Below are 25673 nucleotides of genomic sequence, written 5' to 3'. Positions count from 1 at the left end.
TTATGATTTTAATTTTTACGAATAATTTTTCACATTTCCCTTGACTTTTACCTTGTTTTGATATATAATTGCCACTTCACAAAACAGGTGCTGGTGTAGCTCAGTTGGTAGAGCTACTGCCTTGTAAGCAGTGGGTCGGCGGTTCAAGTCCGTTCACCAGCTCCATTTTTGTAACAGTGTTTGACCAGAAAATACCAAAATAGTTTATTAATGTTTAAGGTGAGATACTCAAGCGGCCAACGAGGGCAGACTGTAAATCTGCTGACTATGTCTTCCGTGGTTCGAATCCACGTCTCACCACCATTGTTATGCGGGAGTAGCTCAGTTGGCTAGAGCATCAGCCTTCCAAGCTGAGGGTCGCGGGTTCGAGCCCCGTTTCCCGCTCCAAAATTTGGGAAAATAAACTGGGAGCTGTATCTAGATTTTACTAAACACAGTTATTCCTTACTTTATTTTCAAAATTTTTAGTTGTTTGTATTATTTAATTGGAATCATCTCTGCCAAGCGTTTTTCGCTCATATGGCTCAGAGGTAGAGCACTTCCTTGGTAAGGAAGAGGTCGCGGGTTCAAGTCCCGCTATGAGCTCCACTGGTTAATATGATTTTATTATGATTATACAAATTTGGTAAGAAAAAAGACATATATCACATACGGAGGAAAAGATGGCTAAAGAAAAATTTTCACGTAACAAGCCGCACGTAAACATAGGTACTATTGGTCACGTAGATCATGGTAAAACTACATTAACAGCTGCAATATCTGCTGTTCTTTCACGCAAAGGACTTGCTGAGCTAAAAGATTATGATAATATTGATAATGCTCCAGAAGAAAAAGAGCGTGGTATTACAATTGCTACTTCACATATTGAGTACGAGACAGAGAAACGCCACTATGCTCACGTTGACTGCCCAGGTCACGCCGACTATGTTAAAAACATGATTACAGGTGCTGCTCAAATGGATGGCGCCATTCTAGTTGTTTCTGCAGCAGACGGTCCAATGCCACAAACTAGAGAGCACATCTTGCTATCTCGCCAAGTTGGTGTTCCTTATATTGTTGTTTTCATGAACAAAGCTGATATGGTTGACGACGCTGAGCTACTTGAGCTAGTTGAGATGGAAATCCGCGAACTACTTAATGAGTATAACTTCCCAGGCGATGACACTCCAATTGTTGCTGGTTCAGCTCTTCAAGCTTTAAATGAAGCAAAAGCTGGACAAGATGGCGAATGGTCAGCAAAAATTATGGAACTAATGGATGCAGTTGATAGCTATATTCCAACTCCAGTTCGTGCTACAGATAAAGATCTTCTTATGCCAATCGAAGACGTTTTCTCAATCTCAGGTCGTGGTACAGTTGTAACAGGTAGAATCGAGAAAGGTGTTGTTAAAGTTGGTGACACAATAGAAATCGTTGGTATCAAACCTACACAAACAACAACAGTTACTGGTGTTGAGATGTTTAGAAAAGAGATGGATCAAGGCGAGGCTGGCGACAACGTCGGCGTTCTTCTCCGTGGTACCAAAAAAGAGGACGTTGAGCGTGGTATGGTTCTTTGCAAGCCTAAATCAATTACCCCTCATACAAAATTTGAGGGTGAGGTTTATATTCTAACTAAAGAAGAGGGTGGTCGCCATACTCCTTTCTTTAACAACTATAGACCACAATTCTATGTAAGAACAACAGACGTTACTGGTTCTATTACTCTTCCAGAGGGTACAGAGATGGTTATGCCAGGTGATAACATAAGAATTTCTGTTGAGCTAATCGCTCCAGTTGCACTTGAAGAAGGTACTCGTTTTGCTATCCGTGAAGGTGGTAGAACAGTTGGTTCAGGTGTTGTTTCAAAAATACTTGGTTAATTTATAAAATTTTGCCAAAGGGAATTCCCTTTGGCTTTCTATAATAAGGAATATATATGAGAATTAAAATCGGTTTAAGATGCTCTGAAAGTGGTGATATAAACTATACTACAACAAAAAATAGTAAGACTACTACAGAAAAGGTTGAGCTCAAAAAATATTGCCCAAGATTAAAAAAACATACTGTTCATAAAGAAGTTAAATTAAAAAGCTAACTAAGAATAAGTAGCTATTAGGGCAATAGCTCCAACGGTAGAGCGCTGGATTCCAAATCCAATGGTTGGGGGTTCGAATCCCTCTTGCCCTGCCACAACGAAGGTTAAGATTATGGAAAAATTTATAAATTATATTAAGCTTTCTAAATTGGAAATAATGAAGGTTATTTACCCTACAAAAGAACAAATTAGAAATGCTTTTTTTGCAGTTTTTATCGTAGTTGCTGTTGTTTCACTTTTTTTAGCTCTTGTTGATGTTATTATGTCCTTTGTTTTATCTAAAGTTATATGAGATAAGGAAAAGTAATGTCATATAAATGGTATGCTATACAGACTTACGCTGGAAGCGAAATGGCAGTAAAAAGAGGAATTGAAAACTTAGTAAAAGATCATGGAATAGAAGATCAACTAAAAGAAGTTATAGTTCCTACAGAAGATGTAATAGAAATAAAAAATGGCAAGCAAAAAATCAACGAAAGAACTCTTTACCCAGGCTATGCTTTTGCATGCTTAGATCTTGATACAGCTCTTTGGCACAGAATTCAGTCTTTGCCAAAAGTTGGACGTTTTATTGGTGAATCTAAAAAGCCTACACCATTATCTGAAAAAGATATAAATACTATTTTAGAAAAAGTTCAAAAAAGAGCTGCGCCAAAACCTAAGATATTCTTTGAGGATGGCGAGAGCGTTCGTATAACAGAAGGTCCTTTTGCCAACTTTACAGGTATTGTTGAAGAGTATGACATGATACATGGAAAACTTAGACTTAATGTTTCTATTTTTGGTAGAAGCACCCCTGTTGATATTTTGTATTCGCAAGTTGAGAAGATAATTTAAGGAGCAAGAAATGGCTAAAAAAGTTATAGGTGAAATAAAATTACAAATTGCCGCAACAAAAGCAAATCCTAGCCCTCCAGTTGGTCCAGCACTTGGACAAAAGGGCGTAAACATTATGGAATTTTGTAAAGCCTTTAATGAGAGAACAAAAGATATGGTTGGATTTAATATCCCAGTTGTTATTACAGTTTATGCTGATAAAAGTTTTACGTTCATCACAAAGCAACCACCTGCGACTGACCTTATTAAAAAGGCTGCAGGCATAACAAAGGGAACTGATAATCCTTTGAAAAATAAGGTAGGTAAATTAACAAAAGCTCAAGTTCTTGAGATAGTTGAGAAAAAACTTGTTGATTTAAATACAAATGATAAAGAGCAAGCAGCTAAGATTATTGCTGGTTCAGCTCGCTCAATGGGTGTCGAAATAATAGACTAAAACCTTTACCGTCAGGTTGATTAGCAAAAGACGGAAGCAATTTATATGCGGAGAAATTTATGGGAAAAACTAGTAAGAGATTTCAAGAATTGCTCAAAAAAGTAGAGCAAGATAAAATTTATAACCTTAGTGAGGCTATTGATACAGTTAAAACTCTAGCTTCTGCTAAATTTAATGAAACAGTTGAGATCGCGTTAAAATTAAACGTTGATCCAAGACATGCTGATCAAATGGTTCGTGGCTCAGTTGTTTTACCAGCTGGTACAGGTAAAATTGTAAGAGTTGCTGTTATCGCAAAAGATGCTAAGGCTGATGAAGCTAAAGCTGCTGGTGCTGATATCGTTGGTGCGGATGATTTGGTCGAAGATATTCAAAAAGGCATAATGAATTTTGATGTTCTTATAGCTACTCCGAATTTAATGGGTCTTGTAGGTAAAGTTGGTAGAATTTTAGGACCAAAAGGTTTGATGCCAAACCCAAAAACTGGAACAGTTACAATGGACGTTGCCCAAGCTGTAAATAATGCAAAGAGCGGTCAGGTAAATTTCCGTGTTGATAAACAAGGAAATATTCACGCTGGTCTTGGTAAAGTAAATTTTACTAAAGAACAACTTAGTGAAAATATTTTAACATTTATAAAAGCAATAAATAAACATAAACCAGCTGCTGCAAAAGGCAGATATGTTAAAAATGCTTCATTGTCTTTAACAATGAGCCCATCTATATCTCTTGATACTCAAGAAGTTATGGATTTAAAATAAAAATTTAGAGAAAATTATATCTTAGATTGGAGATAGCCGAGGCCTTTGGGCTTAATTGATTCGACCCGCTCTGCTTGAAATTACCGGTCGGAAAGGAGAAAAAGTGACACGTAACGAAAAATCTGAAGTTGTTGCAAAATTAGAGAGTGAATTTAAAACTGCTGAAGCTATTGTAGTTTGTGACTATCGTGGTCTTTCAGTTAAAAAACTTGAAGTTTTAAGAAATTCTGCAAAAGAACAAAATGTAAAAGTTCAAGTTATTAAAAATACTCTTGCAAATATTGCTCTTAAAAATTCTGATAAAGTCGGAATGGAACTTAAAGATACAAACATCTATCTTTGGAGTGAAGATCAATTAGCAGTAACTAAGGTAGCCGCAAAATTTGAAGAGTCTAATGCTGATCTTTTCAAAATTAAAACAGCTTATATTGATGGCGAAGTTGCAAGCGTTGATAAAGTTAAAGCTCTATCTAAAATGCCTAGCCGTGATGAGCTTATTGCGATGCTTTTGCAAGTTTGGAATGCGCCAATTCAAAATTTCACAATTGGTTTGAATGCGCTTAAAGAGAAAAAAGAACAATCAGCTTAATTAAAATTAAAAAATAATAAGGATTAAAAATGGCAATTACAAAAGAAGACGTATTAGAGTTTATATCTAATCTTTCTGTACTTGAACTTAGCGAACTTGTTAAAGAGTTCGAAGAGAAATTTGGCGTTAGTGCAGCTCCTGTAATGGTAGCTGGCGGTGCTGTTGCTGCTGCTGGTGCAGCTGCTGCTGAAGAAAAAACAGAATTTAACATCGTTCTTGTTGATTCTGGCGATAAGAAAATCAACGTTATTAAGGTTGTTAGAGCACTTACTGGTCTTGGTCTTAAAGAGGCTAAAGATGCAGTTGAGGGAACTCCATCTGTTCTTAAAGAAGGCGTTAGCAAAGATGAAGCTGAAGCAGCTAAAAAAGAGCTTGAAGAGGCTGGTGCTAAGGTTGAACTTAAATAATTTTTTATTATTTAGGCTTAATATTTCAAGAGAGGGCAGAGGCTCTCTCTTTTTTAAATTTTAGATGCCTTGTTAAAAGGCTATACTTTTCTTTCAAAATTACCACGAGGTAGATGCAATGTTAAATAGCTTATACTCAGGAAATCGTCTTAGGGTTGACTTCTCTAATGTCGTTAAAGAGATAGACGTTCCGAACCTACTACAACTACAAAAAAAGAGTTTTGATAATTTTTTAAATCTAAATAACAATCAAACAGAAAGCGGTATCGAAAAAGTTTTTAAGTCGATTTTCCCTATACATGATCCGCAAAATCGTTTGATTTTAGAATATGTTAGCTCAGAAATTGGAAAACCAAAATATACGATCAGAGAGTGTATAGAAAGAGGTCTTACATACTCTGTAAATTTAAAGATGAAAATACGCCTTATCGTCCATGAAAAAGATGATAAGACTGGTGATAAAGTTGGCGTTAAAGATATAAAAGAGCAAGAAATTTTCATACGTGAAATTCCATTAATGACAGATAGAATTTCATTTATTATAAATGGCGTTGAGCGTGTTGTTGTAAACCAACTTCATAGAAGCCCTGGCGTTATCTTTAAGCAAGAGGAGAGTGCGACTGTTGCAAATAAACTTATCTACACAGCTCAAATAATTCCAGATCGCGGCTCTTGGCTACACTTTGAATATGATACAAAAGACATTTTATATGTTAGGATAAATAAGCGCAGAAAAGTGCCTGTAACTATCTTGTTTAGGGCATTGGGATATAAAAAACAAGACATTATTAAGCTATTTTATCCAATACAAAATTTAACGATAAAAAATAATAAATTCTTAACTCTTTTCAATCCAGAGGATTATCTAGGAAGAGTTGAATATGATATAAAAAATGAAGAGGGCGATGTTCTTCATCAAGCTGGCAAGCGCCTAACAAAGAAAAAAGCTGATAAGTTGATTGAAGATGGCGTAAAATTTGTTGAATATCCAGTTGAAGCACTTATTGGTAGATATTTGGCAAATCCTGTAATAAATACAGAGAGTGGAGAAATTTTATATGACACACTATCTGCTCTTGACGAGAATAAACTCGCAAAAATTTTAGCTGAACATGAAAGTATCGAGATTATAAATAACTCTGCTGCTGGTGTTGATGATGCAATTATAAATTCTTTCATAGCTGACAACGATATGCTTAAGGTTTTAAAACAAACTGAGGGCGTGGATGATGAAAATGATCTTGCGGCTATTAGAATTTATAAGGTTATGAGACCAGGAGAGCCAGTTGTAAAAGAGGCTGCAAAGAGTTTTGTAAATGATATGCTATTTAACCCTGAAAGATATGACCTAACAAAAGTTGGTCGTATGAAAATGAACCATAAGCTCTCTCTTGACGTGCCAGAATACGTTACTTTACTAACAAGTGAAGATATCATAAAAACTGCAAAATATCTTATAAAAGTTAAAAATGGACAAGGTCACATCGACGACCGTGATCACCTTGGTAATCGCCGTATAAGATCGATCGGTGAGCTACTTGCTAGCGAGCTTCACCTTGGTTTTGTTAAGATGCAAAAAGCTATCCGTGATAAATTTACAAGTCTAAGCAACAATACTGACGAGATAATGCCTTATGATCTTATCAATCCAAAAATGATCACCGCAACAATTATGGAATTTTTCACAGGTGGTCAGTTAAGCCAGTTTATGGATCAGACAAACCCACTTAGTGAGGTTACTCACAAGCGCCGTCTATCAGCACTTGGCGAGGGTGGCTTAGTAAAAGAGCGTGCTGGCTTTGAGGTGCGTGACGTTCACCCAACTCACTACGGCAGAATTTGTCCGGTTGAAACTCCAGAAGGTCAAAATATCGGTCTTATAAACACTCTTTCGACTTATGCGAAAGTAAATGACCTTGGTTTTGTTGAAGCGCCTTATAAGAAGGTTGTCGATGGTAAGGTGACTGATGAGATAGTCTATCTAACAGCAACTCAAGAAGAGGGCAATGTTATCGCTCCAGCATCAACTAAACTTGATGAAAATGGACATATTATTGAGGATTTGATAGAGGTTAGAAAAGAGGGCGAGATGATGCTTGCTCGTAGAGAAGATGTTACCTTGATAGACCTTTGCTCTGGTATGATAGCGGGTGTTGCTGCTTCTCTTATCCCATTCCTAGAGCACGATGACGCTAACCGTGCGCTTATGGGCTCAAACATGCAGCGTCAAGCCGTCCCACTGCTTCGCTCAACTGCCCCAATCGTTGGAACAGGTATGGAGAGTGTTATCGCAAGAGATGCTTGGGAGAGCGTGAAAGCAAGACGTGGTGGTGTAGTTGAAAAGGTTGATAATAAAAACATCTTTATACTTGGAGAAGATGAAGCTGGTCCATATATCGATCACTACTCATTAGAGAAAAAATTAAGAACAAATCAAAATACGACTTTTTCACAACATCCGATCGTTAAAAAAGGTGATGAGATCGTTGCTGGCCAAATCATAGCTGACGGCCCAAGTATGGAAAAAGGCGAACTAGCCATCGGTAAAAACGCGCTAATCGCATTTATGCCTTGGAACGGCTACAACTACGAGGACGCGATCGTTATTAGTGAAAAAATGATACGTGAAGATGCCTTTACGAGCGTTCATATTTATGAAAAAGAGATCGAAGCTCGTGAGCTAAAAGATGGCGTTGAGGAGATAACAAAAGATATACCAAACGTCAAAGAAGAGGAGCTTATGCACCTTGACGAAAGTGGTATTGTCAAAATTGGTACAGAGATTAAGCCTGGTATGATTTTAGTTGGTAAAGTATCTCCAAAAGGTGAAGTTAAGCCAACTCCAGAAGAGAGATTGCTACGCGCTATATTTGGTGAAAAAGCTGGTCACGTGGTAAATAAATCGCTATACGCTTCAGCTTCGATGGAAGGCGTGGTTGTTGATGTTAAAATTTTTACCAAAAAAGGTTATGAAAAAGATAGCAGAACAAACAAAGCCTATGAAGAAGAGAAGACACTTTTAGAAAAAGAGCACCACGATAGACTGCTTATGCTAGACCGTGAAGAGATGCTAAAAGTTACAGCACTTCTTTCTAAAAATCCTCTAGCAAGTGATCAAGAGGTAAATAAAAAAGAGTATAAAAAAGGCTCAAAGATTAATAAGGCCGACTTTGAGAATATAAATAGATTTACTCTAAATGCTATCGTAAAGAGCTTTTCAAAAGATATCCAAAAGAAATATGATGAGCTAAAAAATTATTTCCAAAATGAGAAGAAAAAGCTCAAAGAAGAGCACGACGCTAAGATAGAAATTTTAGAAAAAGATGATATTTTACCAAGCGGTGTTGTTAAACTTGTAAAAGTTTACATAGCTACAAAACGCAAACTAAAAGTGGGCGATAAAATGGCTGGACGTCACGGAAACAAAGGTATTGTTTCAAATATAGTAAGAGAAGTCGACATGCCGTATCTTCCAAGTGGTCAGATCGTAGACATTGTGCTAAACCCACTTGGTGTTCCAAGCCGTATGAATATCGGTCAAATTTTAGAGAGCCACCTTGGTCTTGTTGGCTACCGCTTAGGTGAGCAGATCAATGAAATTTTTGAAACTAAAAAAGGCGAGTGGATAAAAGAGCTAAGAGCTAAGATGATAGAGATAGCAGGTGTTGCTAAGCTAATGGACGCTAAAAAAGCTCTTGGTAAGATGAGCGATGAGAAGCTTCTTGAATATGCAAAAGATTGGAGTAATGGCGTAAGATTTGCAACTCCGATTTTTGAAGGCGTTAAGGCTGACGAATTTGCAAAACTATTTGAGATGGCAAAGATAGATAGCGATGGTAAAACTGAGCTATATGACGGACGTACAGGCTCAAAGATAAGAGAGCGCGTTAATGTTGGTTGTATGTATATGCTAAAACTTCACCACTTGGTTGATGAGAAAGTTCACGCAAGAAGTACTGGACCATACAGCCTTGTTACACAACAACCTGTCGGCGGTAAGGCGCTATTTGGTGGTCAAAGGTTTGGTGAGATGGAGGTTTGGGCACTTGAGGCTTATGGTGCCGCTCATACACTAAGAGAGATGCTAACTGTAAAATCAGACGATGTTGAGGGAAGACTTTCTGCTTACAAAGCTTTAACAAGAGGTGAAAACGTTCCTGAGACTGGTATCCCTGAGACGTTCTTTGTTCTAACAAACGAGCTAAAATCACTAGCTCTTGATGTGGAAGTATATGATGAGGATGAGACAAATGAAACTAACTAATTTAAAACCAGTTGAGATAAAAGAAGAGCATAGACCTCGTGATTTTGAGGCTTTTCAACTTCGTTTAGCAAGTCCTGAGAAGATAAAATCTTGGAGTTATGGCGAGGTTAAAAAGCCAGAAACTATCAATTACCGCACGCTTAAACCAGAGCGTGATGGCTTGTTTTGTGCGAAAATTTTTGGACCGATCCGTGACTACGAGTGCCTTTGTGGTAAATATAAAAAGATGCGTTATAAAGGCATCAAGTGCGAAAAGTGCGGCGTTGAAGTAACAACATCTAAGGTTCGCCGCTCTCGCATGGGTCACATTGAGCTTGTAACGCCAGTGGCTCACATTTGGTATGTAAATTTCTTGCCAAGCCGTATCGGTGCGCTTCTTGGTATTAAGATGAAAGATCTTGAGCGCGTACTTTACTATGAGGCATACATTGTTGATAATGCTGGTGAGGCTTATTACGACAATGAAAATTCTAAAAAAGTTGAAAAATACGACGTTTTAAACGAAGAGCAATACCAAAGCCTAGCTTCAAGATATGAAGAGAGCGGTTTTACGGCAAGAATGGGTGGCGAGGTCATCTATGATATGCTAGCTGAACTTGATTTGATGCAAATCCTAAATCAGCTAAAAGAAGAGATGGAAGCTACAAATTCTGAAGCCAAGAAAAAGACTATCGTAAAACGCCTAAAAGTTATCGAGAGCTTTTTAAATTCAGGCAACCGCCCAGAGTGGATGATGATAACAAATTTACCAGTTCTTCCGCCTGATCTTAGACCGCTAGTTAGCCTTGATGGTGGTAAATTTGCCGTTTCAGACGTAAACGACCTATATCGTCGTGTAATAAATAGAAACAGCCGTCTAAAACGTCTACTTGAGCTTGATGCACCTGAGATCATTATCAGAAATGAAAAGAGAATGCTTCAAGAGGCCGTTGATGCACTATTTGACAATGGTCGCAGAGCAAATGCAGTAAAAGGTGCAAACAAGCGCCCGCTAAAATCACTAAGCGAGATCATTAAAGGTAAGCAAGGTCGCTTCCGCCAGAATTTGCTAGGTAAGCGTGTTGACTTCTCTGGACGTTCTGTTATTGTCGTTGGTCCAAAGCTAAAGATGGATCAGTGCGGTCTTCCAAAGAAGATGGCCCTTGAGCTATTTAAGCCACATTTGCTTGCTCGCCTTGAAGAAAAGGGCTATGCAACGACTGTTAAACAAGCCAAAAAGATGATAGAAGATAAGACAAATGAGGTTTGGGAGTGCCTAGAAGAGGTTGTTAAAGACTATCCAGTTATGCTAAACCGTGCGCCGACACTTCACAAGCTTTCTATCCAGGCGTTTCACCCAGTGCTTGTTGAAGGCAAGGCAATTCAGCTTCACCCACTAGTTTGTGCGGCGTTCAACGCGGACTTCGACGGTGACCAAATGGCTGTTCACGTACCACTATCACAGGAAGCTATTGCTGAATGCAAAATTTTGATGCTTAGCTCAATGAATATTTTGCTTCCTGCAAGCGGTAAGGCTATTACAGTCCCTTCACAAGATATGGTTTTAGGAATTTATTATTTAAGCCTAGAGAGAAATGACGAAAAAGGTGCAAATAAAATTTTTTCAAGCGTTGATGAAGTAATGATTGCTGAAGAGGCTAATACACTTGGTCTTCACGCAAAGATTAAGACAATGGTTGACAATAAGATCATCTTTACAACAGCCGGTCGTTTGATCCTAAGAGCGATACTACCTGATTTTGTTCCTGAAAATATGTGGAATAAGATTATGAAGAAAAAAGATATCGCAAATTTGGTTGATTATGTTTATAGAAATGGCGGCCTTGAAGTAACGGCTGACTTCCTTGATAAGCTTAAAAATTTAGGCTTTAGGTATGCTACAAAAGCGGGAATTTCTATCTCTATCGCAGACATCATCGTGCCAGATAGCAAGCAAAAATATATCGACGAAGCTAAGAAAAAAGTTCGTGAAATTCAAAAGCAATATGGTGCTGGTCTTTTAACAGATAGTGAGAGATACAACAAGATCATCGATATCTGGACAGATACAAACAATAGCGTTGCAAGCGAGATGATGAAGCTTATCCAAAGTGATAAGGGCGGATTTAACTCAATTTATATGATGGCAGACTCTGGTGCGAGAGGTAGTGCAGCGCAAATTCGCCAGCTAGCTGGTATGCGTGGTCTTATGGCAAAACCGGACGGCTCGATCATCGAAACGCCGATCATTTCAAACTTCCGTGAAGGTCTAAACATAATGGAGTACTTCAACTCAACCCACGGAGCTAGAAAGGGTCTTGCAGATACCGCGCTAAAAACTGCCAACGCTGGTTACTTAACAAGAAAGCTAATCGACGTTGCTCAAAACGTTAAAGTCACAATGCACGACTGCGGTACGCACGAGGGTGTTGAGATCACAGATATCACAGAGAGTGGCGAGCTAATAGAGAGCCTTGAAGAGAGAGTATTGGGCCGTGTTTTAGCAGATGATGTAATCGATCCTATAACAAATGAAATTTTATTTAGCGAAGGCACATTGCTTGATGAAGAAAAAGCCAAAGCGATAACAGAAGCTGGCATAAAATCAGTAAGCATTAGAACGCCTATCACGTGCAAGGCGCCAAAAGGCGTTTGCGCAAAATGTTATGGATTAAATTTGGGTGAAGGTAAACTTGTAAAACCAGGTGAAGCAGTTGGTATTATCTCAGCTCAGTCTATCGGTGAGCCAGGTACACAGCTAACACTAAGAACATTCCACATTGGTGGTACGGCTTCTACTGAGCAACAAGATCGTCAAGTAATTGCTCAAAAAGAAGGTTTTATCAGATATTACAACCTTAATACTTATGATAACGGTGATAAGAAGATCGTTGCAAATAGAAGAAGTGCGGCTGTGCTACTTGTTGAACCAAAGATTAAATCAACGATTGATGGCAAAATAGAGATCGAATATGCCCACGAAGATGTAAATATCGTGATAAAAGGTAAAAAAGAAGAGGTTAAATATACAATTAGAAGAAACGATCTTGCTAAGCCAAATGAATTAGCTGGTGTTAGCGGAAAGATCGAAGGAAAGATGTATATACCTTATGTAAGTGGCGATAAAGTAAAAGAGAATGAAAGTATTGTTGAGATCATAAAAGAGGGTTGGAATATTCCAAATCGTATCCCATACGCTAGTGAACTTAAAATTTCAGACGGAGATCCTGTAACTCGTAAAATTTTAGCCGACGCAAATGGAGTGGTTAAATTTTTCATATTAAAAGGTGATTATCTTGATAGGGTTAAAGATATCAAAAAAGGTCACAAAGTAACTGAAAAAGGTTTCTTTGTAGTTGTTTCTGATAAAGATGGACGTGAGGCGGTTCGCCATTATATCCCAAGAAATTCTATTATCCAAGTTTCTGATAATGATGCAGTTGAGAGAGCGACAGTAGTCTCATTGCCTGAAAAAGATGATAAGTTGATTATTGCTGAGTGGGACCCATACTCAACTCCAACTATTGCTGAAGAAGCTGGTGTGGTTAGCTTTGAGGATATTGAGCCAGGATATAGTGCGACTGAGCAAGCAGATGAGGCGACTGGACAAAGACGTCTTGTTATCAATGAATACTTGCCAAGCGGTGTAAAACCTGCGATTATTATCGCTACTAAAAAAGGAAATTTAATCAAGTATTCGCTTGATCCAAAAACTGCGATCTTTGTCTCAAGTGGTGATGAAGTAGCTCAGGCTGATATTTTGGCTAAGACCCCAAAAGCTGTTGCTAAGTCAAAAGATATTACCGGTGGTCTTCCAAGAGTTAGTGAGCTATTTGAAGCAAGACGCCCTAAAAATACAGCTATCGTTGCAGAGATTGATGGTGTGGTTAGATTTGACAAGCCACTTCGCTCAAAAGAGCGCATAATCATCCAAGCTGAAGATGGCACAACTGCTGAGTATTTGATCGAGAAAAGTCGTCAGATACAAGTAAGAGACGGGGAATTTGTCCATGCTGGCGAGAAACTAACTGATGGGCTAATCTCAAGCCACGATATTTTAAGAATTCTTGGCGAAAAGGCACTTCACTACTATTTGATCAGTGAAATTCAGCAAGTTTATCGTCGCCAAGGTGTTGCGATCGCAGATAAACATATCGAGATCATCGTCTCTCAAATGCTTCGCCAAGTTAAAATCGTTGATAGCGGAAATACAAATTTCATCGTTGGCGATATGGTATCAAGAAATAAATTTAAAGAAGAGAACGAGCGCATCATGAACATGGGCGGTGAGCCAGCTATTGCTGAGCCGATCTTGTTAGGCGTTACAAGAGCAGCTATCGGAAGTGATAGCGTGATCTCTGCTGCATCGTTCCAAGAGACAACTAAAGTCTTAACAGAAGCATCGATTGCTGCTAAATTTGACTATCTTGAGGATCTAAAAGAGAATGTTATCCTTGGACGTATGATCCCGGTTGGAACTGGTTTTTATAAGGATAAAAAAGTAAAAATCAAAGAAAACTAATACTTCAAGCCCCTATTTTTTGGGGCTTAACCTCTTTAATAGAATTAAATCAATTAAAAATTTACAAGCTATTAATTATCACCTAATAAAATCCTTATCTTTGAAATCACATCATGGAGAATTTATGAAAAACGTTGATCTTGGACTTTTATTTATACGTTTAGGACTTGGTATCTGCCTTTTTATGCATGGTTTTGGTAAAATTTTACATGGACTTAGTGGGGTAAAAGGTATATTAGTAAATGCTGGTTTGCCTGGATTTTTGGCATATTTTTCTTACCTTGGAGAGGTCTTAGCGCCCATCATGTTAATTATTGGTTTTTGTTCAAGGGTAGGCGCTATCCTAGTTTTAGGTACTAGTATTACTATTTTATACTCATACTATGGATTTGCAAATTTATTTGCATTAAACGAGGTTAATGGCTTTAAATCAGAGCTTATTTACCTTTATATTGCTATTTCACTTTGTATTCTTTTGATAGGTAGTGGCAAATATGCTGTCAAACAAGACTAATACAAAATAAAGACAGTAGAGTTTTTATAAAATCAAGAATTAGATGAGTAAGTCTAACTTATTAACCGTTATTTAAGTTTATTTTAAATAAAATTAGGTCTTTTTAATAAATTTAGTTGAAAGGAATTATTGTGCCAACCATAAATCAATTGGTCAGAAAAGAACGCAAGAAAGTGATTGTTAAGTCAAAATCTCCAGCGTTAAAAGAGTGCCCTCAAAGAAGAGGAGTTTGCACTAGGGTTTATACTACAACCCCTAAAAAACCAAACTCAGCTTTGAGGAAAGTTGCCAAAGTTAGGCTAACAAGCGGTTTTGAAGTCATCAGCTATATCGGCGGTGAAGGTCACAACCTACAAGAACACAGTATCGTTTTAGTTCGCGGTGGTAGGGTTAAAGACTTACCGGGTGTTAAATATCACATCGTTCGTGGTGCACTTGATACTGCTGGTGTTGCAAAAAGAACAGTTTCTCGTTCTAAATATGGTGCAAAACGCCCTAAAGCTGGCGCTGCAGCTGCAACAAAAAAGTAAAAATTTAGGTTCGCAGACGTTGCTAAAATTTGCAAACGTTTGAGTAAAATTTCATAAAAATTTGAAGGAAAGATCAAAATGAGAAGAAGAAAAGCCCCTGTAAGGGAAGTCTTACCTGATCCGATTTACGGAAATAAAATAATCACTAAATTTATTAATTCTCTTATGTATGATGGCAAAAAAAGCGTCGCTACTGAGATAATGTATGGTGCTATCAAAGCTATCGAAAAGAAAAATGCTGAAGTTAAAGGCATTGACGTTTTTAACGACGCTATCGAAAATGTAAAACCTATTTTAGAAGTTAAATCACGCCGTGTTGGTGGTGCTACTTATCAAGTACCAGTTGAGGTTCGCCCAGCTCGCCAACAAGCTCTTGCTATCCGCTGGCTTATAACTTACGCCAGAAAAAGAAGCGAAAGAACTATGATAGATAAACTAGCGAATGAGCTCTTAGATGCGGCAAACTCAAAAGGTGCATCTTTCAAGAAGAAGGAAGATACTTACAAGATGGCAGAGGCTAATAAAGCATTTGCTCACTACCGCTGGTAAGAAAGAATTAATATGGCAGAGAGAAAAACGCCTTTACATAAGGTAAGAAATATCGGTATTGCGGCTCACATTGATGCTGGAAAGACAACTACTAGTGAGAGAATTTTATTCTTTACTGGCATGAGCCATAAAATAGGTGAGGTTCATGATGGTGCTGCTACCATGGACTGGATGGAACAAGAAAAAGAGCGTGGTATTACTATTACTTCAGCTGCAACTACGGCATTTTGGAAGGGTTATCAAATAAACCTAATAGATACTCCGGGACACGTTGACTTTACTATCGAAGTTGAGCGTTCTATGCGTGTTCTTGACGGTGCTGTTTCAGTATTTTGTTCTGTTGGCGGTGTTCAACCACAATCAGAAACTGTTTGGAGACAAGCAAATAAATATCACGTACCAAGAATCGTTTTTGTTAATAAAATGGATAGAATAGGTGCAAATTTCTTTAGAGTTGAAGAGCAGATTAGGGAAAGACTAAAAGCAAACCCAATACCTATTCAAATTCCTATAGGTGCTGAGGATAACTTTAGAGGTGTGGTTGACCTTGTAAGAATGAAAGCTTACGTTTGGAATGATGAGAAAAAGCCAACTGACTATGTTGAAGAAGAAATTCCAGCTGAAGTTAAAGATAAGGCTGAAGAATACCGTGCAAAACTAATCGAAGCTGTTTCTGAGACAGATGATAGCTTGATGGAGAAATTCTTTGCAGGCGAAGAACTAACTGAAGAAGAGATTAAAAAAGGTATTAAAGCAGGTTGCTTAAGAATGACTATTACACCTATGCTTTGTGGTACTGCGTTTAAGAACAAAGGTATCCAACCTCTACTTGATGCTGTAGTTGATTATCTGCCAGCTCCTGATGAGATCGAAGCGATCAAAGGCGTTTATGAAGATGGTACTGAGGTAACTGTTGATAGTACTGATGATGGTGAATTTGCGGCTCTTGCGTTTAAGATTATGACGGATCCATTTGTTGGACAGCTAACATTTATCCGTGTATATAGAGGAAGCCTTGAAAGTGGTAGCTATGCTTACAACACAGTTCAAGACAATAAAGAGAGAATCGGCCGTCTATTAAAAATGCACTCAAATAAGCGTGAAGAAATTTCAGAGCTTTTTGCTGGCGAGATCGGTGCTGTTGTCGGTCTTAAAAATACTCTAACAGGCGATACTTTAGCTAGCGAAAAAGATAAAGTTATCCTAGAGAGAATGGACTTCCCAGATCCAGTTATCAGCGTTGCTGTTGAACCAAAAACAAAAGCTGATCAAGAGAAGATGGCGATAGCTCTACAAAAACTAGCTCAAGAAGATCCGAGTTTTAGAGTTAGCACGGATGAAGAGAGTGGACAAACTATCATTAGTGGTATGGGTGAGCTTCACTTGGAAATTATTGTTGATCGTATGCTGCGTGAATTTAAAGTTGATGCTGAAGTTGGTCAACCGCAAGTTGCTTACCGCGAGACTATCCGCAAGACAGTTGAACAAGAATATAAATATGCCAAGCAATCGGGCGGTCGTGGTCAGTATGGTCACGTATTCCTACGTCTTGAACCACTTCCAGCTGCTAGTGGATTTGAATTTGTTAACGACATCAAAGGCGGTGTTGTTCCAAAAGAATACATCCCAGCTGTTGAAAAGGGTTGTAAAGAGGCACTTCAAAGCGGTGTTCTTGCTGGTTATCCAGTTGAAGATGTTAAAGTTACACTATTTGATGGTAGCTACCACGAAGTTGACTCATCTGAGATGGCGTTTAAACTTGCTGCTTCAATGGGCTTTAAAGAGGGTGCTAGAAAAGCAGGTGCTGTTATTCTAGAACCTATGATGAAGGTTGAAGTTGAGACTCCAGAGGAGTATATGGGTGACGTTATAGGAGACCTTAATAAGCGCCGTGGCCAAGTAAACTCAATGGATGATAGAAGTGGCATCAAGATTATCGCTGCTTACTGCCCACTAGCACAAATGTTTGGCTACTCAACAGATCTTCGCTCAATGACACAAGGTCGTGCGACTTACTCTATGGAATTTGACCACTATGAAGAAGTTCCTAAAAACGTAAGTGAAGAGATTATTAAAAAGAGAAATGGCTAATTAGCCAAAAATAGGGCAGAGCGATCTGCCCTTTATCCTTAGCTGCTCGGCTAAAAAAAATAAACTAACTCGCAAATTTGTCCTCATAGCTCAGCTGGATAGAGCGTAGAATTCCTAATTCTAAGGCCACAGGTTCGAACCCTGTTGGGGACACCATTATATAATCATCTTTATAAAATACAAAATACTCAAACAAGTATATACTAAAACGTACAATTAAGATATAGCAATTTATAAAAACTATTCTTATGCTGATCAGCAAATAGAGTAAAAGAAAAGATAAAAAGAATAAACTTTTAAAAAAATAAGATTACTAAAATCAAAGAAAAATTTTTAAAAATGTAATGGCAAGTGAATATATTTTTATCAATCTAGTCGGTTTATCTATATATGCATTCGTAGTAGGTTTAGCTTTTTTATCAATACGTTATATTATTAATTTTTATCTAAACTAATAAATTTTATCAACAAAAATTTTTATATATTTAATAATCCGTGCTAACATTTCAAAAAATTATTTAAGGAGAGTAGATGAAAAAAATTTTACTTTTAGGAGCTGTTTGTTGTATGTTGTCAGCTGATGTTAAAACCGTTAATATAAGCCCAGATGAGATCAAAAAATATGATCAGATTATCGATATTAGAACCCCATCTGAGTGGCAAGAGACTGGCGTTATCGCAGGTGCAAAGACTATAACTTTTAATCCAAACGATAAGAGCACATTTTTAGAGGAGCTTTCAAAGGCAGTCGATATCAAAAAACCTATTGCTATTGTTTGCAGAAGTGGCAGAAGAAGCACAGCAGCAGCCGCAGCGATAGATAGCTCAGATCTTAAGATAATAAATTTGGATGGAGGTATGAGTAGTTTGATCGAGCAAGGCTACAAAACTACACCATATAAAAAATAGAAAAATTTATGATTCTACGTTTGACTACAAGATAATTTTATTTTGTAGTCAAATTTTATATCAAATAATAAAATTTATTATTTGATTAACCACCGATTAACTCTAGCTATATATAATTTCATCATATTTATAATAAAGAAGGAGACAAAATGTCAAAAGTTATTTTACAATTAAATGTTATTCAGGCTGATGCAAATGCACTTTATATTAAATTTCACGATCTTCACTGGAATGTAAAAGGTATTCAATTTTTTAGCGTTCATGAATACACAGAAAAAGCTTATGAAGATATGAGTGAGATATTTGACGATGCAGCAGAGAGGGCTCTTATGCTTGGTGGCAGACCTATCGTCAAGGCTGAGGAGCTAGCAAAAGTTACTCACATCAAACACGAGCCAAAAGAAATTTACACTCCAACTGAGGTTTTAGAGATTGTATTGGCTGATTATAAACACCTCTTGGGCGAGTTTAAAAAGCTTGACGAGCTTGCAGAAGGTGATACAACAACTCAAATGTATGCACAAGATCAAATCGCAAAATTTGAAAAAGCGATCTGGATGCTAAACGCAACACTTAGCAAATAACTACTAGCGGGAGTTTTCCCGCTTTATCTAAATAAATTCTACTTTTTGGCGATATTGATTCTATAAATTTTAAGGGAGCCAAAATGAAAATTTCTCAAATCACAAACTCATATAATAATTCAAGCCTAAAAGAAAATGTAAAATCAGAAATTTCACTTCATAAAGAAGAAAAAGGTATCTCTAAAAAAGAGTCTGAAATTACAAATTTAACAGCCAAAGACATTTCAAATAGCTACTTTTTGCAGTATCAAAAAGAGATTGCTCAAAGTAGTAGTTCAAATTTATTAGCTCAAGGTGGCTTAAGCTTTAATGCGCCTAAAAATTTATTAGAAATTTTATCAGGCCTTGATCTTGCAAATATCGGCTATAATGGTAAATCTTTAAACGAGCTAACTAGTGACGAGGCAAATGATCTTATTAGTGAGAATGGATTTTTTGGTATCGCAAATACGGCTGAGAGGATAGCTAGCTTTGTGCTAAATGGTGTAGGTGATGACGTGGAAAAACTAAAAGCCGGTATAGAGGGTGTGGCAAAGGGTTTTGAGGATGCGAAGAAAATTTGGGGAGGCGAGCTTCCTGAAATTTCACAAAAGACTATTGAAAAGACCCTTGAGACACTTGATAAAAAGATCGCCGAGCTTGGCGGTAACGTTTTAAATGTTTCAGCTTAACTATTTTAGGCAGGCTCGCCTAAGATAAATTTGTATGATTGTGTATATAAATTTAGATGCGAGCCTTTAATTTCCCGCAAAATTTATTTAATCTTAAAAGTTATACTTCGCCGTTTTACAATAAGGAGAAGAGATGAAAGCTAAAATTTTACTTCCACTGGCAACTACTATCATGTTTTTGGGTTGCTCATTTTTTGAAGACAATCCACCAGTGCGAAAACAGCCAAGACAGGTCATGCAAAATACACCAGCAAAAAGCTCGATCAAAGGTTTTATAAAAGAGGTTACTTATAAAGATTCAAAATACTGCTATGAAATAGTGGCGAGCGATACAAAAAATCACAAACTCAATAAAGCAAATTTTTGTGCAAATAGATACTATTATGATAAAGGCGACTTAGTCTATGCGACCTTTTATGCAGATAAACTTATAGATATGTTGCTTATAAAAGAGGGTGGCTCTAGTGGCTTATATAATGGTATAAAAAAGCCGCAAAATGAAGTGATTATTAAAAGAAAAAATGTAAAAACAAATATAGAAGTGCCAAAAGAGGAAAAAATTTCTTTTTAATTACCGTTGATTTACTGCTTGCTTATATAATTTCAACAGCAATCAAAACTAGAACTCCTTTTAAGGGGCAAGCAACGGCCCCTTCTTATTTTACTTAATTTTTTAAGATACTTTTTTAAGGGCCAAATTATCAAAATATACTTTTTCGGTTAAAATCAGTAAACGATTGGTAACAAAAATTAAAAATTTTATGATTTTTTAAGCTTTAAATTAAAATTTATAGATTATAATCATTGTCACAAAACCTTAAAAGGAGAAAAAATGAAACTAACAAAAATTAGTTTAGCCACTTTGGTTGCTTTAGGTGCATTTTCAAGCGTAGCAAGTGCTACCCCACTTGAAGAAGCTATAAAAAATGTAGATCTTTCAGGATTTGCAAGATATAGATATACAAATACTCACAATAAAGATACAGAGCAAAGTGATGTTGCAAAAAAAAGCAAAGCTAATCATCAATTTAGAATGGTTACAAACTTTAAAGCCGCTATTGATGATAACTTTTTTGGTGTTATTGGTTTAAGATATAACTCTGTTGATGGCTCAGGCGATAACGCTAAAATAGATAATACAGATGGTACAGATAAAACAGATACAACAAAGACATTTAATGTTCACCAATTCTATCTTGGTTATAAAGCTGGAAATACTACTATCACAGCCGGTAAGCAAGCTATTGGTTCATACTTTACTGATGATGCAGTTGGTACAGGTGTAAGAGTGGTAAATAAAGATATCGAAGGTCTTACGCTTACAGCTTTAGCGTTTGATGCTATCTCTAGTGAATGGGCTGATGGTACTTTATATGCAGGAGCAGATCGTGATAAACCAGAATTAAAAGCTACCAGTCTTTTAAATAGCTATGATGTTGGTAACCTATATGCAGCTGGTATCGCTGGCTCATATGATCCTATCAACTTCCAACTATGGTATGCTAGCCTTACAAACTTAGCTGACGTACTTGCAGCTGATGTTTCAGCAAATTTTGCTATTAATAATGATATTTCTTTAGGTGCAAGACTTAACTATGTAAATAGTTCAGCTGATAGAGAAGCAAAAGGGTATTTAACTTCAGAAAATGGTGCTAAATACAATGATGGTAATTTCTATGCTGGCGAACTTTCAACATCACTATTTGGTCTTGATCTAGCTGCTGGTTATATTGGCTGGAAAGTTCAAGATAAAGGTGTAACATCATTTAGTTTTGAAGATCAGGGTGCTCTTATTGATGCTGGTGAAGATGTATTTGATTGGACATTTACAGAAGGTAAAGGCAACTTCCTCTATGCAACAAGTGCTTATACATTTGATAAATTTACAGTTGGTTTAGACTATGTAAAAGGTACTCAAAAAGTATTTGGCGGTACTGGCAATCCAGACATAAAAGATAAAGTTGAAGAATTTGTTCCAAGATTTGCTTATCAATATAGCAAAAAGTTGAAATTTAGCTCTTTCTACTCTTTCCAAACACATAAATTACCTGATGATGTAAAAACAAAAGAAGATAAATTTAGATTTGAAGCTAAATACTCATTCTAATTCATAGCTCATTAATCAACTTATGATATAATCCCGGGTCGGAGCAATCTGATCCGGGATTTTTAAATTTAGAGCAAAATTTCAAGGAAAATTATGAAAAGTATTAAAATTTCTTTTTTGGCGTGTTTTTTGGTGGCAAATGCCTTTGCAGCTTCACAGGTCTACTATATAGAAGCTCGTGGTGAGTTTGGTAAAGAACTTGCTGAAATGGCAAAAAAGCAGGCTAATGATAGAAATGAAAAAGTAAATGTTTATGTCGATGAAGATCCAAGACGCTATAAAGATAATAGAATTTTAAAATTAGGCGTTGATAGAAAGGGTAGATATAGTGTTTCTTTGGGTAAGGAGCTTTATGAAAAGCAATGTGCTAGCTGTCATGGCGAGAATGCTGATAAAAGGCCATTTGGTTCAACACCTCTAAAAAATATGGATGCTAAAGATATTGAAGATAGTATTATCTCTTATAGAAGTGACTCAAGTTTTGGTGGAAGTGGTAAAAATGTAATGCAAAACCAAGCTAAAATTCTTTCAAATAATGACCTTGGTGCGATTCTTGCCTATCTAAAAGGCAAAGATGCATTTGCTGAACAAGACGCAAATGAAAACAAACCAGTCTCTACTCAAACAAAGCAAGGCAGTTATTTAAGATAAGTTTTACTTTGATAGCTTTGTCATAATGTAAATAAAAGGAAGCAGATGTTAAATCCAAAATCATTATTTTTAAGTATGGGCTCAGCTATCATTTTGATGATAATCTTTGCCATAGCTAGCGGAGCCGCTACGATAATAGAAAGTAAAACTAGCACAGAAGCTGCATGGTACTATGTTTATGGTGCCAGCTGGTTTGCGCTCATTCAACTACTTCTTGGTATAAATTTGGCCTATAATATCTTTAGATATAACTTAATCGATCCCAAAAAACTCCCTTCGCTTATCTTTCACCTTGGTTTTATCGTTATCTTAATCGGTGCCGGAATAACAAGATATCTTGGCTTTGAGGCTGATATGCATATAAGAGAAAAAGCTCAGTCAAATATCGTTACGACAAAAATATCCTATTTAAATTTAACCGCATTAAATGATAATGGAGAAGAGATAAACGCTGCTTTGCCGTTAGGACTTTCTGATGCAAAAAAAGGTTTTGATCTAAAGCTAAAAATAGCAGATAATGAAGCTAATTTAAAATTTAAAGAATTTGTGCCAAATGCAAGTTATAAGTTTGTGGGTGATAAAAATGGGCAACCAGTAGTGGAATTTGTGGTTTCAAACGAGAGTGAAAGTGAAGAAATCTTCTTGTTAGAAGAAGAGGAAGCAAGAGTTGCAGATATTAGTTTTATCTTTAATGCTAAGCCGGATGAAAGTAAAAAATATGTACTTTTTAAATTAGTGGACGGAAAATTCACTGTTACTTCAAATACTGATCTTTCAAAATTTACAATGAGTGATAGTTCAAAAACTGAGTTAAAAGCTGGTAGCGTCAATGAATTTGGCATGGGTAGTCTTTATACTATTTCAAATATAAATTTTGCTCCAAGATTAGTTTCGACTCATGCCTCAAGAAAGCTAGTTAGTGCAAAAGATAGCGAATTTAACGCCTTGATAGCTGAATTAAATTATAAAGGCGAGAGTAAAGAGATGCATATTTTTTATAACCTAACAGAGCCTTCACGCTTGGCTGTGGCTGGACAAAAATTTAACGCTTCATGGGGTGCACAGCAAGTTAAACTTCCGTTTAGCTTATACTTAAAAGACTTTGAGCTTAAAAGATATCCTGGCTCAAATTCGCCTATGAGCTATTCAAGTGAAGTTATTGTAAAAGATGATACAAACATGTCGGGGCTTGACTATAAAATTTATATGAATCATGTGCTTGACTATGATGGTTATAGATTTTTCCAAAGTTCATACGATACAGATGAAAAGGGAACCATTCTCTCTGTCAATAAAGATCCAGGTAAGATACCAACTTATATCGGGTACTTTTTACTTGGGCTTGGCTTTGTGTTAAATGTTGTAAATCCTGGTAGCCGTTTTAGAAAACTAGCTAAGTTAATAGACAATGAATCAACAAAAGGTGGTAAAAAGGTTGTTGCTATCATTGCCATTATGCTTTTAAGTTTAAATTTTAGCTCATTAAAGGCTGAAGACTTTTTGCCTAATATCAGCAAAGAGCACACACAAAAGCTTTCTAGACTTATTGTGCAAAGCTCAGATGGTAGAATGAAGCCATTTGACACTCTTAGCAAAGAAATTTTAAATAAAATACATAGAAGCGAGAGTATAAATAGCCTAAACTCGAATCAAGCCATGCTTTCAATAATGGTAACGCCTGATTTTTGGCGAAGTGAAAAAATTATCTCACTTGGACAAAGCAAGGAGCTAAAAAAAGAGCTTGGCATAGATGAAAATGCAAAGTATGCAAGTTTTAATGATTTTTTTAGAGCCACAAAAGATGGCGGAAGTGAATATAAACTCACAAAATTTGCTGAAATTGCTAATCGTAAGCACCCTGGATCACGCAATACATTTGATAAAGATGTGATCAAGATCGATGAGAGATTGAATGTTTTTTATATGATATTTATTGGTGAAATTTTTAAAATTTTTCCAAAACAAGATGACCCATCAAACTCTTGGTATTCGCCTGCTAGTGCAATGATGTACTTTCCGCCTAAGGAGGCCGATCTAGTCATTAATATGATGAGAGAGTATTTTGCAGCAGTTGATGCAGCAACAAAAGATAATGATTGGAGCAAGGCTGATGCCGCACTTGATAAAATTTCAGTCTATCAGCAAAAGTATGGTTCTGCTGTAATGCCAAGTGAAGAAAAGATAAATATAGAAATTTTGTTTAATAAAATTCAAATTTTTGAGCGATTGACGCCGATTTATCTTTTGGCTGGCCTAGCGCTTTTATTTTTTGTTTTTGTTAAAATGCTAGCTCCAAAAGTTCAGATAAATGGTATTGTAAGAGTTGTATACATTATAAATTTACTAGCTTTTCTTGCTCACACTGTCGGACTTGGACTTCGTTGGTACATTGCTGAGCATGCGCCTTGGAGTAACGCTTATGAATCGATGGTCTATATCGCTTGGGCTTTAGGATTTTCTGGTATCGTCTTTGCAAAACGTAGCCCTATCGCCCTTGCTCTTACGTCTATATTGGCTGGCGTTACATTGTTTGTTGCGCACCTTAGCTGGATGGATCCGCAGATCACTACACTTGTTCCAGTGCTTCAAAGCTACTGGCTAACAATACACGTTTCTGTCATTACTGCAAGTTATGGATTTTTAGGGCTTTGCGCGTTACTTGGTGGCTTTACACTATTGCTTATCATTTTACAAAATAAGAAAAAACCAAATCCAGAAATTTCTCGTAATATTCTTGAAGCTACCCGTATAAATGAGATGGCTATGATACTAGGACTTAGCTTGCTTACTCTTGGAAATTTCCTGGGCGGTGTTTGGGCGAACGAGAGCTGGGGTAGATATTGGGGCTGGGACAGCAAGGAGACTTGGGCGCTAGTTTCAATACTTGTTTATGCCGCAGTTCTTCATATAAGATTTATTCCAAGGCTAAATAATCAGTATGCATTTGCGGTAGCTTCATTCTTTGCTTATTGGTCGATTATTATGACTTATTTTGGCGTAAATTTTTATTTAGCTGGTATGCACTCGTATGCTGCTGGCGATCCATTACCTGTGCCTGATTTTGTCTGGATTAGTATCGTAATAATGGTACTTATGAGTGTTTTGGCATTTACAAAGCGATCACTTTGTTCAAGGCTTTAGATGCTAATAAAAGGTCTAATAGTTTTCTTTATTGTATTGCTATTAATTGCAATT

General features: G+C 36.8%; 21 protein-coding genes and 6 tRNA genes. All 27 read left to right on the top strand.

From position 1 onward, the window contains the following. The first annotated feature begins 89 nt into the window (after nucleotides 1–89). The 27 genes from CYP64_RS08740 (at nucleotide 90) to ccsA (ending at nucleotide 25619) form a co-directional block, all read left to right on the top strand. Nucleotides 90–165 (top strand) — tRNA-Thr (locus CYP64_RS08740). Between the two features lie 53 nt (nucleotides 166–218). Beyond that, a tRNA-Tyr gene (locus CYP64_RS08735) sits at nucleotides 219–303 on the top strand. Between the two features lie 7 nt (nucleotides 304–310). After that, nucleotides 311–387, top strand: a tRNA-Gly gene (locus tag CYP64_RS08730). 126 nt (nucleotides 388–513) lie between these two features. After that, a tRNA-Thr gene (locus CYP64_RS08725) sits at nucleotides 514–588 on the top strand. A gap of 74 nt (nucleotides 589–662) precedes the next feature. Next, nucleotides 663–1862: an elongation factor Tu gene (gene tuf / locus CYP64_RS08720; protein WP_087585685.1), complete on the top strand. Its 1200-nt coding sequence runs from the start codon at nucleotides 663–665 to the stop codon at nucleotides 1860–1862. Between the two features lie 56 nt (nucleotides 1863–1918). Further along, nucleotides 1919–2077 (top strand): 50S ribosomal protein L33, encoded by a 159-nt coding sequence (gene rpmG / locus CYP64_RS08715; protein ID WP_103649443.1) that lies wholly within the window; start codon nucleotides 1919–1921, stop codon nucleotides 2075–2077. Between the two features lie 19 nt (nucleotides 2078–2096). Next, a tRNA-Trp gene (locus CYP64_RS08710) sits at nucleotides 2097–2172 on the top strand. 17 nt (nucleotides 2173–2189) lie between these two features. Continuing rightward, on the top strand, nucleotides 2190–2369 hold the full coding sequence (gene secE / locus CYP64_RS08705; protein ID WP_087585687.1) for a preprotein translocase subunit SecE: 180 nt from the start codon (nucleotides 2190–2192) through the stop codon (nucleotides 2367–2369). Between the two features lie 14 nt (nucleotides 2370–2383). After that, nucleotides 2384–2914 (top strand): transcription termination/antitermination protein NusG, encoded by a 531-nt coding sequence (gene nusG, locus CYP64_RS08700; protein WP_103649441.1) that lies wholly within the window; start codon nucleotides 2384–2386, stop codon nucleotides 2912–2914. 10 nt (nucleotides 2915–2924) lie between these two features. Beyond that, entirely contained in the window at nucleotides 2925–3350 is a 426-nt protein-coding gene (gene rplK / locus CYP64_RS08695; RefSeq protein WP_103649440.1) for a 50S ribosomal protein L11, read from the top strand. A 59-nt stretch (nucleotides 3351–3409) separates the two neighbouring features. Continuing rightward, on the top strand, nucleotides 3410–4111 hold the full coding sequence (gene rplA / locus CYP64_RS08690) for a 50S ribosomal protein L1 (protein WP_103649439.1): 702 nt from the start codon (nucleotides 3410–3412) through the stop codon (nucleotides 4109–4111). A gap of 103 nt (nucleotides 4112–4214) precedes the next feature. Next, nucleotides 4215–4700, top strand: a complete 486-nt coding sequence (rplJ, locus tag CYP64_RS08685; RefSeq protein ID WP_103649438.1) for a 50S ribosomal protein L10 — start codon at nucleotides 4215–4217, stop codon at nucleotides 4698–4700. A gap of 29 nt (nucleotides 4701–4729) precedes the next feature. Beyond that, entirely contained in the window at nucleotides 4730–5107 is a 378-nt protein-coding gene (gene rplL / locus CYP64_RS08680) for a 50S ribosomal protein L7/L12 (RefSeq protein WP_054196407.1), read from the top strand. Between the two features lie 118 nt (nucleotides 5108–5225). Then, nucleotides 5226–9371, top strand: a complete 4146-nt coding sequence (gene rpoB, locus CYP64_RS08675) for a DNA-directed RNA polymerase subunit beta (protein WP_103649437.1) — start codon at nucleotides 5226–5228, stop codon at nucleotides 9369–9371. Then, nucleotides 9358–13872 carry a DNA-directed RNA polymerase subunit beta' gene (gene rpoC, locus CYP64_RS08670; RefSeq protein ID WP_103649436.1) on the top strand — a complete coding sequence of 1505 codons (4515 nt, stop codon included), beginning with the start codon at nucleotides 9358–9360 and terminating at the stop codon, nucleotides 13870–13872. Before rpoB ends, rpoC begins: the two co-directional genes overlap by 14 nt. Nucleotides 13873–13996: 124 nt before the next feature. Beyond that, the gene (locus CYP64_RS08665; RefSeq protein WP_103649435.1) at nucleotides 13997–14386 is read left to right on the top strand and encodes a DoxX family protein; all 390 of its coding nucleotides are present in this window, start codon (nucleotides 13997–13999) and stop codon (nucleotides 14384–14386) included. 131 nt (nucleotides 14387–14517) lie between these two features. Then, the gene (rpsL, locus tag CYP64_RS08660; RefSeq protein WP_103649434.1) at nucleotides 14518–14916 is read left to right on the top strand and encodes a 30S ribosomal protein S12; all 399 of its coding nucleotides are present in this window, start codon (nucleotides 14518–14520) and stop codon (nucleotides 14914–14916) included. A gap of 78 nt (nucleotides 14917–14994) precedes the next feature. Then, on the top strand, nucleotides 14995–15465 hold the full coding sequence (gene rpsG / locus CYP64_RS08655) for a 30S ribosomal protein S7 (protein ID WP_021090980.1): 471 nt from the start codon (nucleotides 14995–14997) through the stop codon (nucleotides 15463–15465). Between the two features lie 12 nt (nucleotides 15466–15477). Beyond that, nucleotides 15478–17556 carry an elongation factor G gene (fusA, locus tag CYP64_RS08650; RefSeq protein ID WP_103649433.1) on the top strand — a complete coding sequence of 693 codons (2079 nt, stop codon included), beginning with the start codon at nucleotides 15478–15480 and terminating at the stop codon, nucleotides 17554–17556. Nucleotides 17557–17635: 79 nt separating this feature from the next. Then, nucleotides 17636–17712: transfer RNA gene (locus CYP64_RS08645), tRNA-Arg, on the top strand. Nucleotides 17713–18087: 375 nt separating this feature from the next. Further along, the gene (locus CYP64_RS08640; RefSeq protein ID WP_087578606.1) at nucleotides 18088–18465 is read left to right on the top strand and encodes a rhodanese-like domain-containing protein; all 378 of its coding nucleotides are present in this window, start codon (nucleotides 18088–18090) and stop codon (nucleotides 18463–18465) included. 149 nt (nucleotides 18466–18614) lie between these two features. After that, nucleotides 18615–19049, top strand: a complete 435-nt coding sequence (locus CYP64_RS08635; RefSeq protein ID WP_021090517.1) for a Dps family protein — start codon at nucleotides 18615–18617, stop codon at nucleotides 19047–19049. A gap of 83 nt (nucleotides 19050–19132) precedes the next feature. Next, nucleotides 19133–19720 (top strand): hydrogenase-4 component G, encoded by a 588-nt coding sequence (locus tag CYP64_RS08630; RefSeq protein WP_103649432.1) that lies wholly within the window; start codon nucleotides 19133–19135, stop codon nucleotides 19718–19720. A gap of 133 nt (nucleotides 19721–19853) precedes the next feature. After that, nucleotides 19854–20291: a hypothetical protein gene (locus CYP64_RS08625; protein ID WP_103649431.1), complete on the top strand. Its 438-nt coding sequence runs from the start codon at nucleotides 19854–19856 to the stop codon at nucleotides 20289–20291. 261 nt (nucleotides 20292–20552) lie between these two features. Further along, a complete protein-coding gene (locus CYP64_RS08620) occupies nucleotides 20553–21827 on the top strand; it encodes a major outer membrane protein (protein WP_103649430.1) in 1275 nt (424 codons plus the stop codon). Nucleotides 21828–21920: 93 nt separating this feature from the next. Beyond that, nucleotides 21921–22478, top strand: coding sequence for a c-type cytochrome (locus CYP64_RS08615; RefSeq protein WP_021090538.1), 558 nt, complete (start codon nucleotides 21921–21923; stop codon nucleotides 22476–22478). 45 nt (nucleotides 22479–22523) lie between these two features. Further along, nucleotides 22524–25619 carry a cytochrome c biogenesis protein CcsA gene (gene ccsA / locus CYP64_RS08610; protein WP_103649429.1) on the top strand — a complete coding sequence of 1032 codons (3096 nt, stop codon included), beginning with the start codon at nucleotides 22524–22526 and terminating at the stop codon, nucleotides 25617–25619. The last annotated feature ends 54 nt before the right edge of the window (nucleotides 25620–25673 follow it).

Source organism: Campylobacter concisus (genome assembly GCF_002913945.1).
In the GTDB taxonomy this organism is placed as follows: domain Bacteria; phylum Campylobacterota; class Campylobacteria; order Campylobacterales; family Campylobacteraceae; genus Campylobacter_A; species Campylobacter_A concisus_P.
This window is presented reverse-complemented; position numbering and strand designations above follow the sequence as displayed.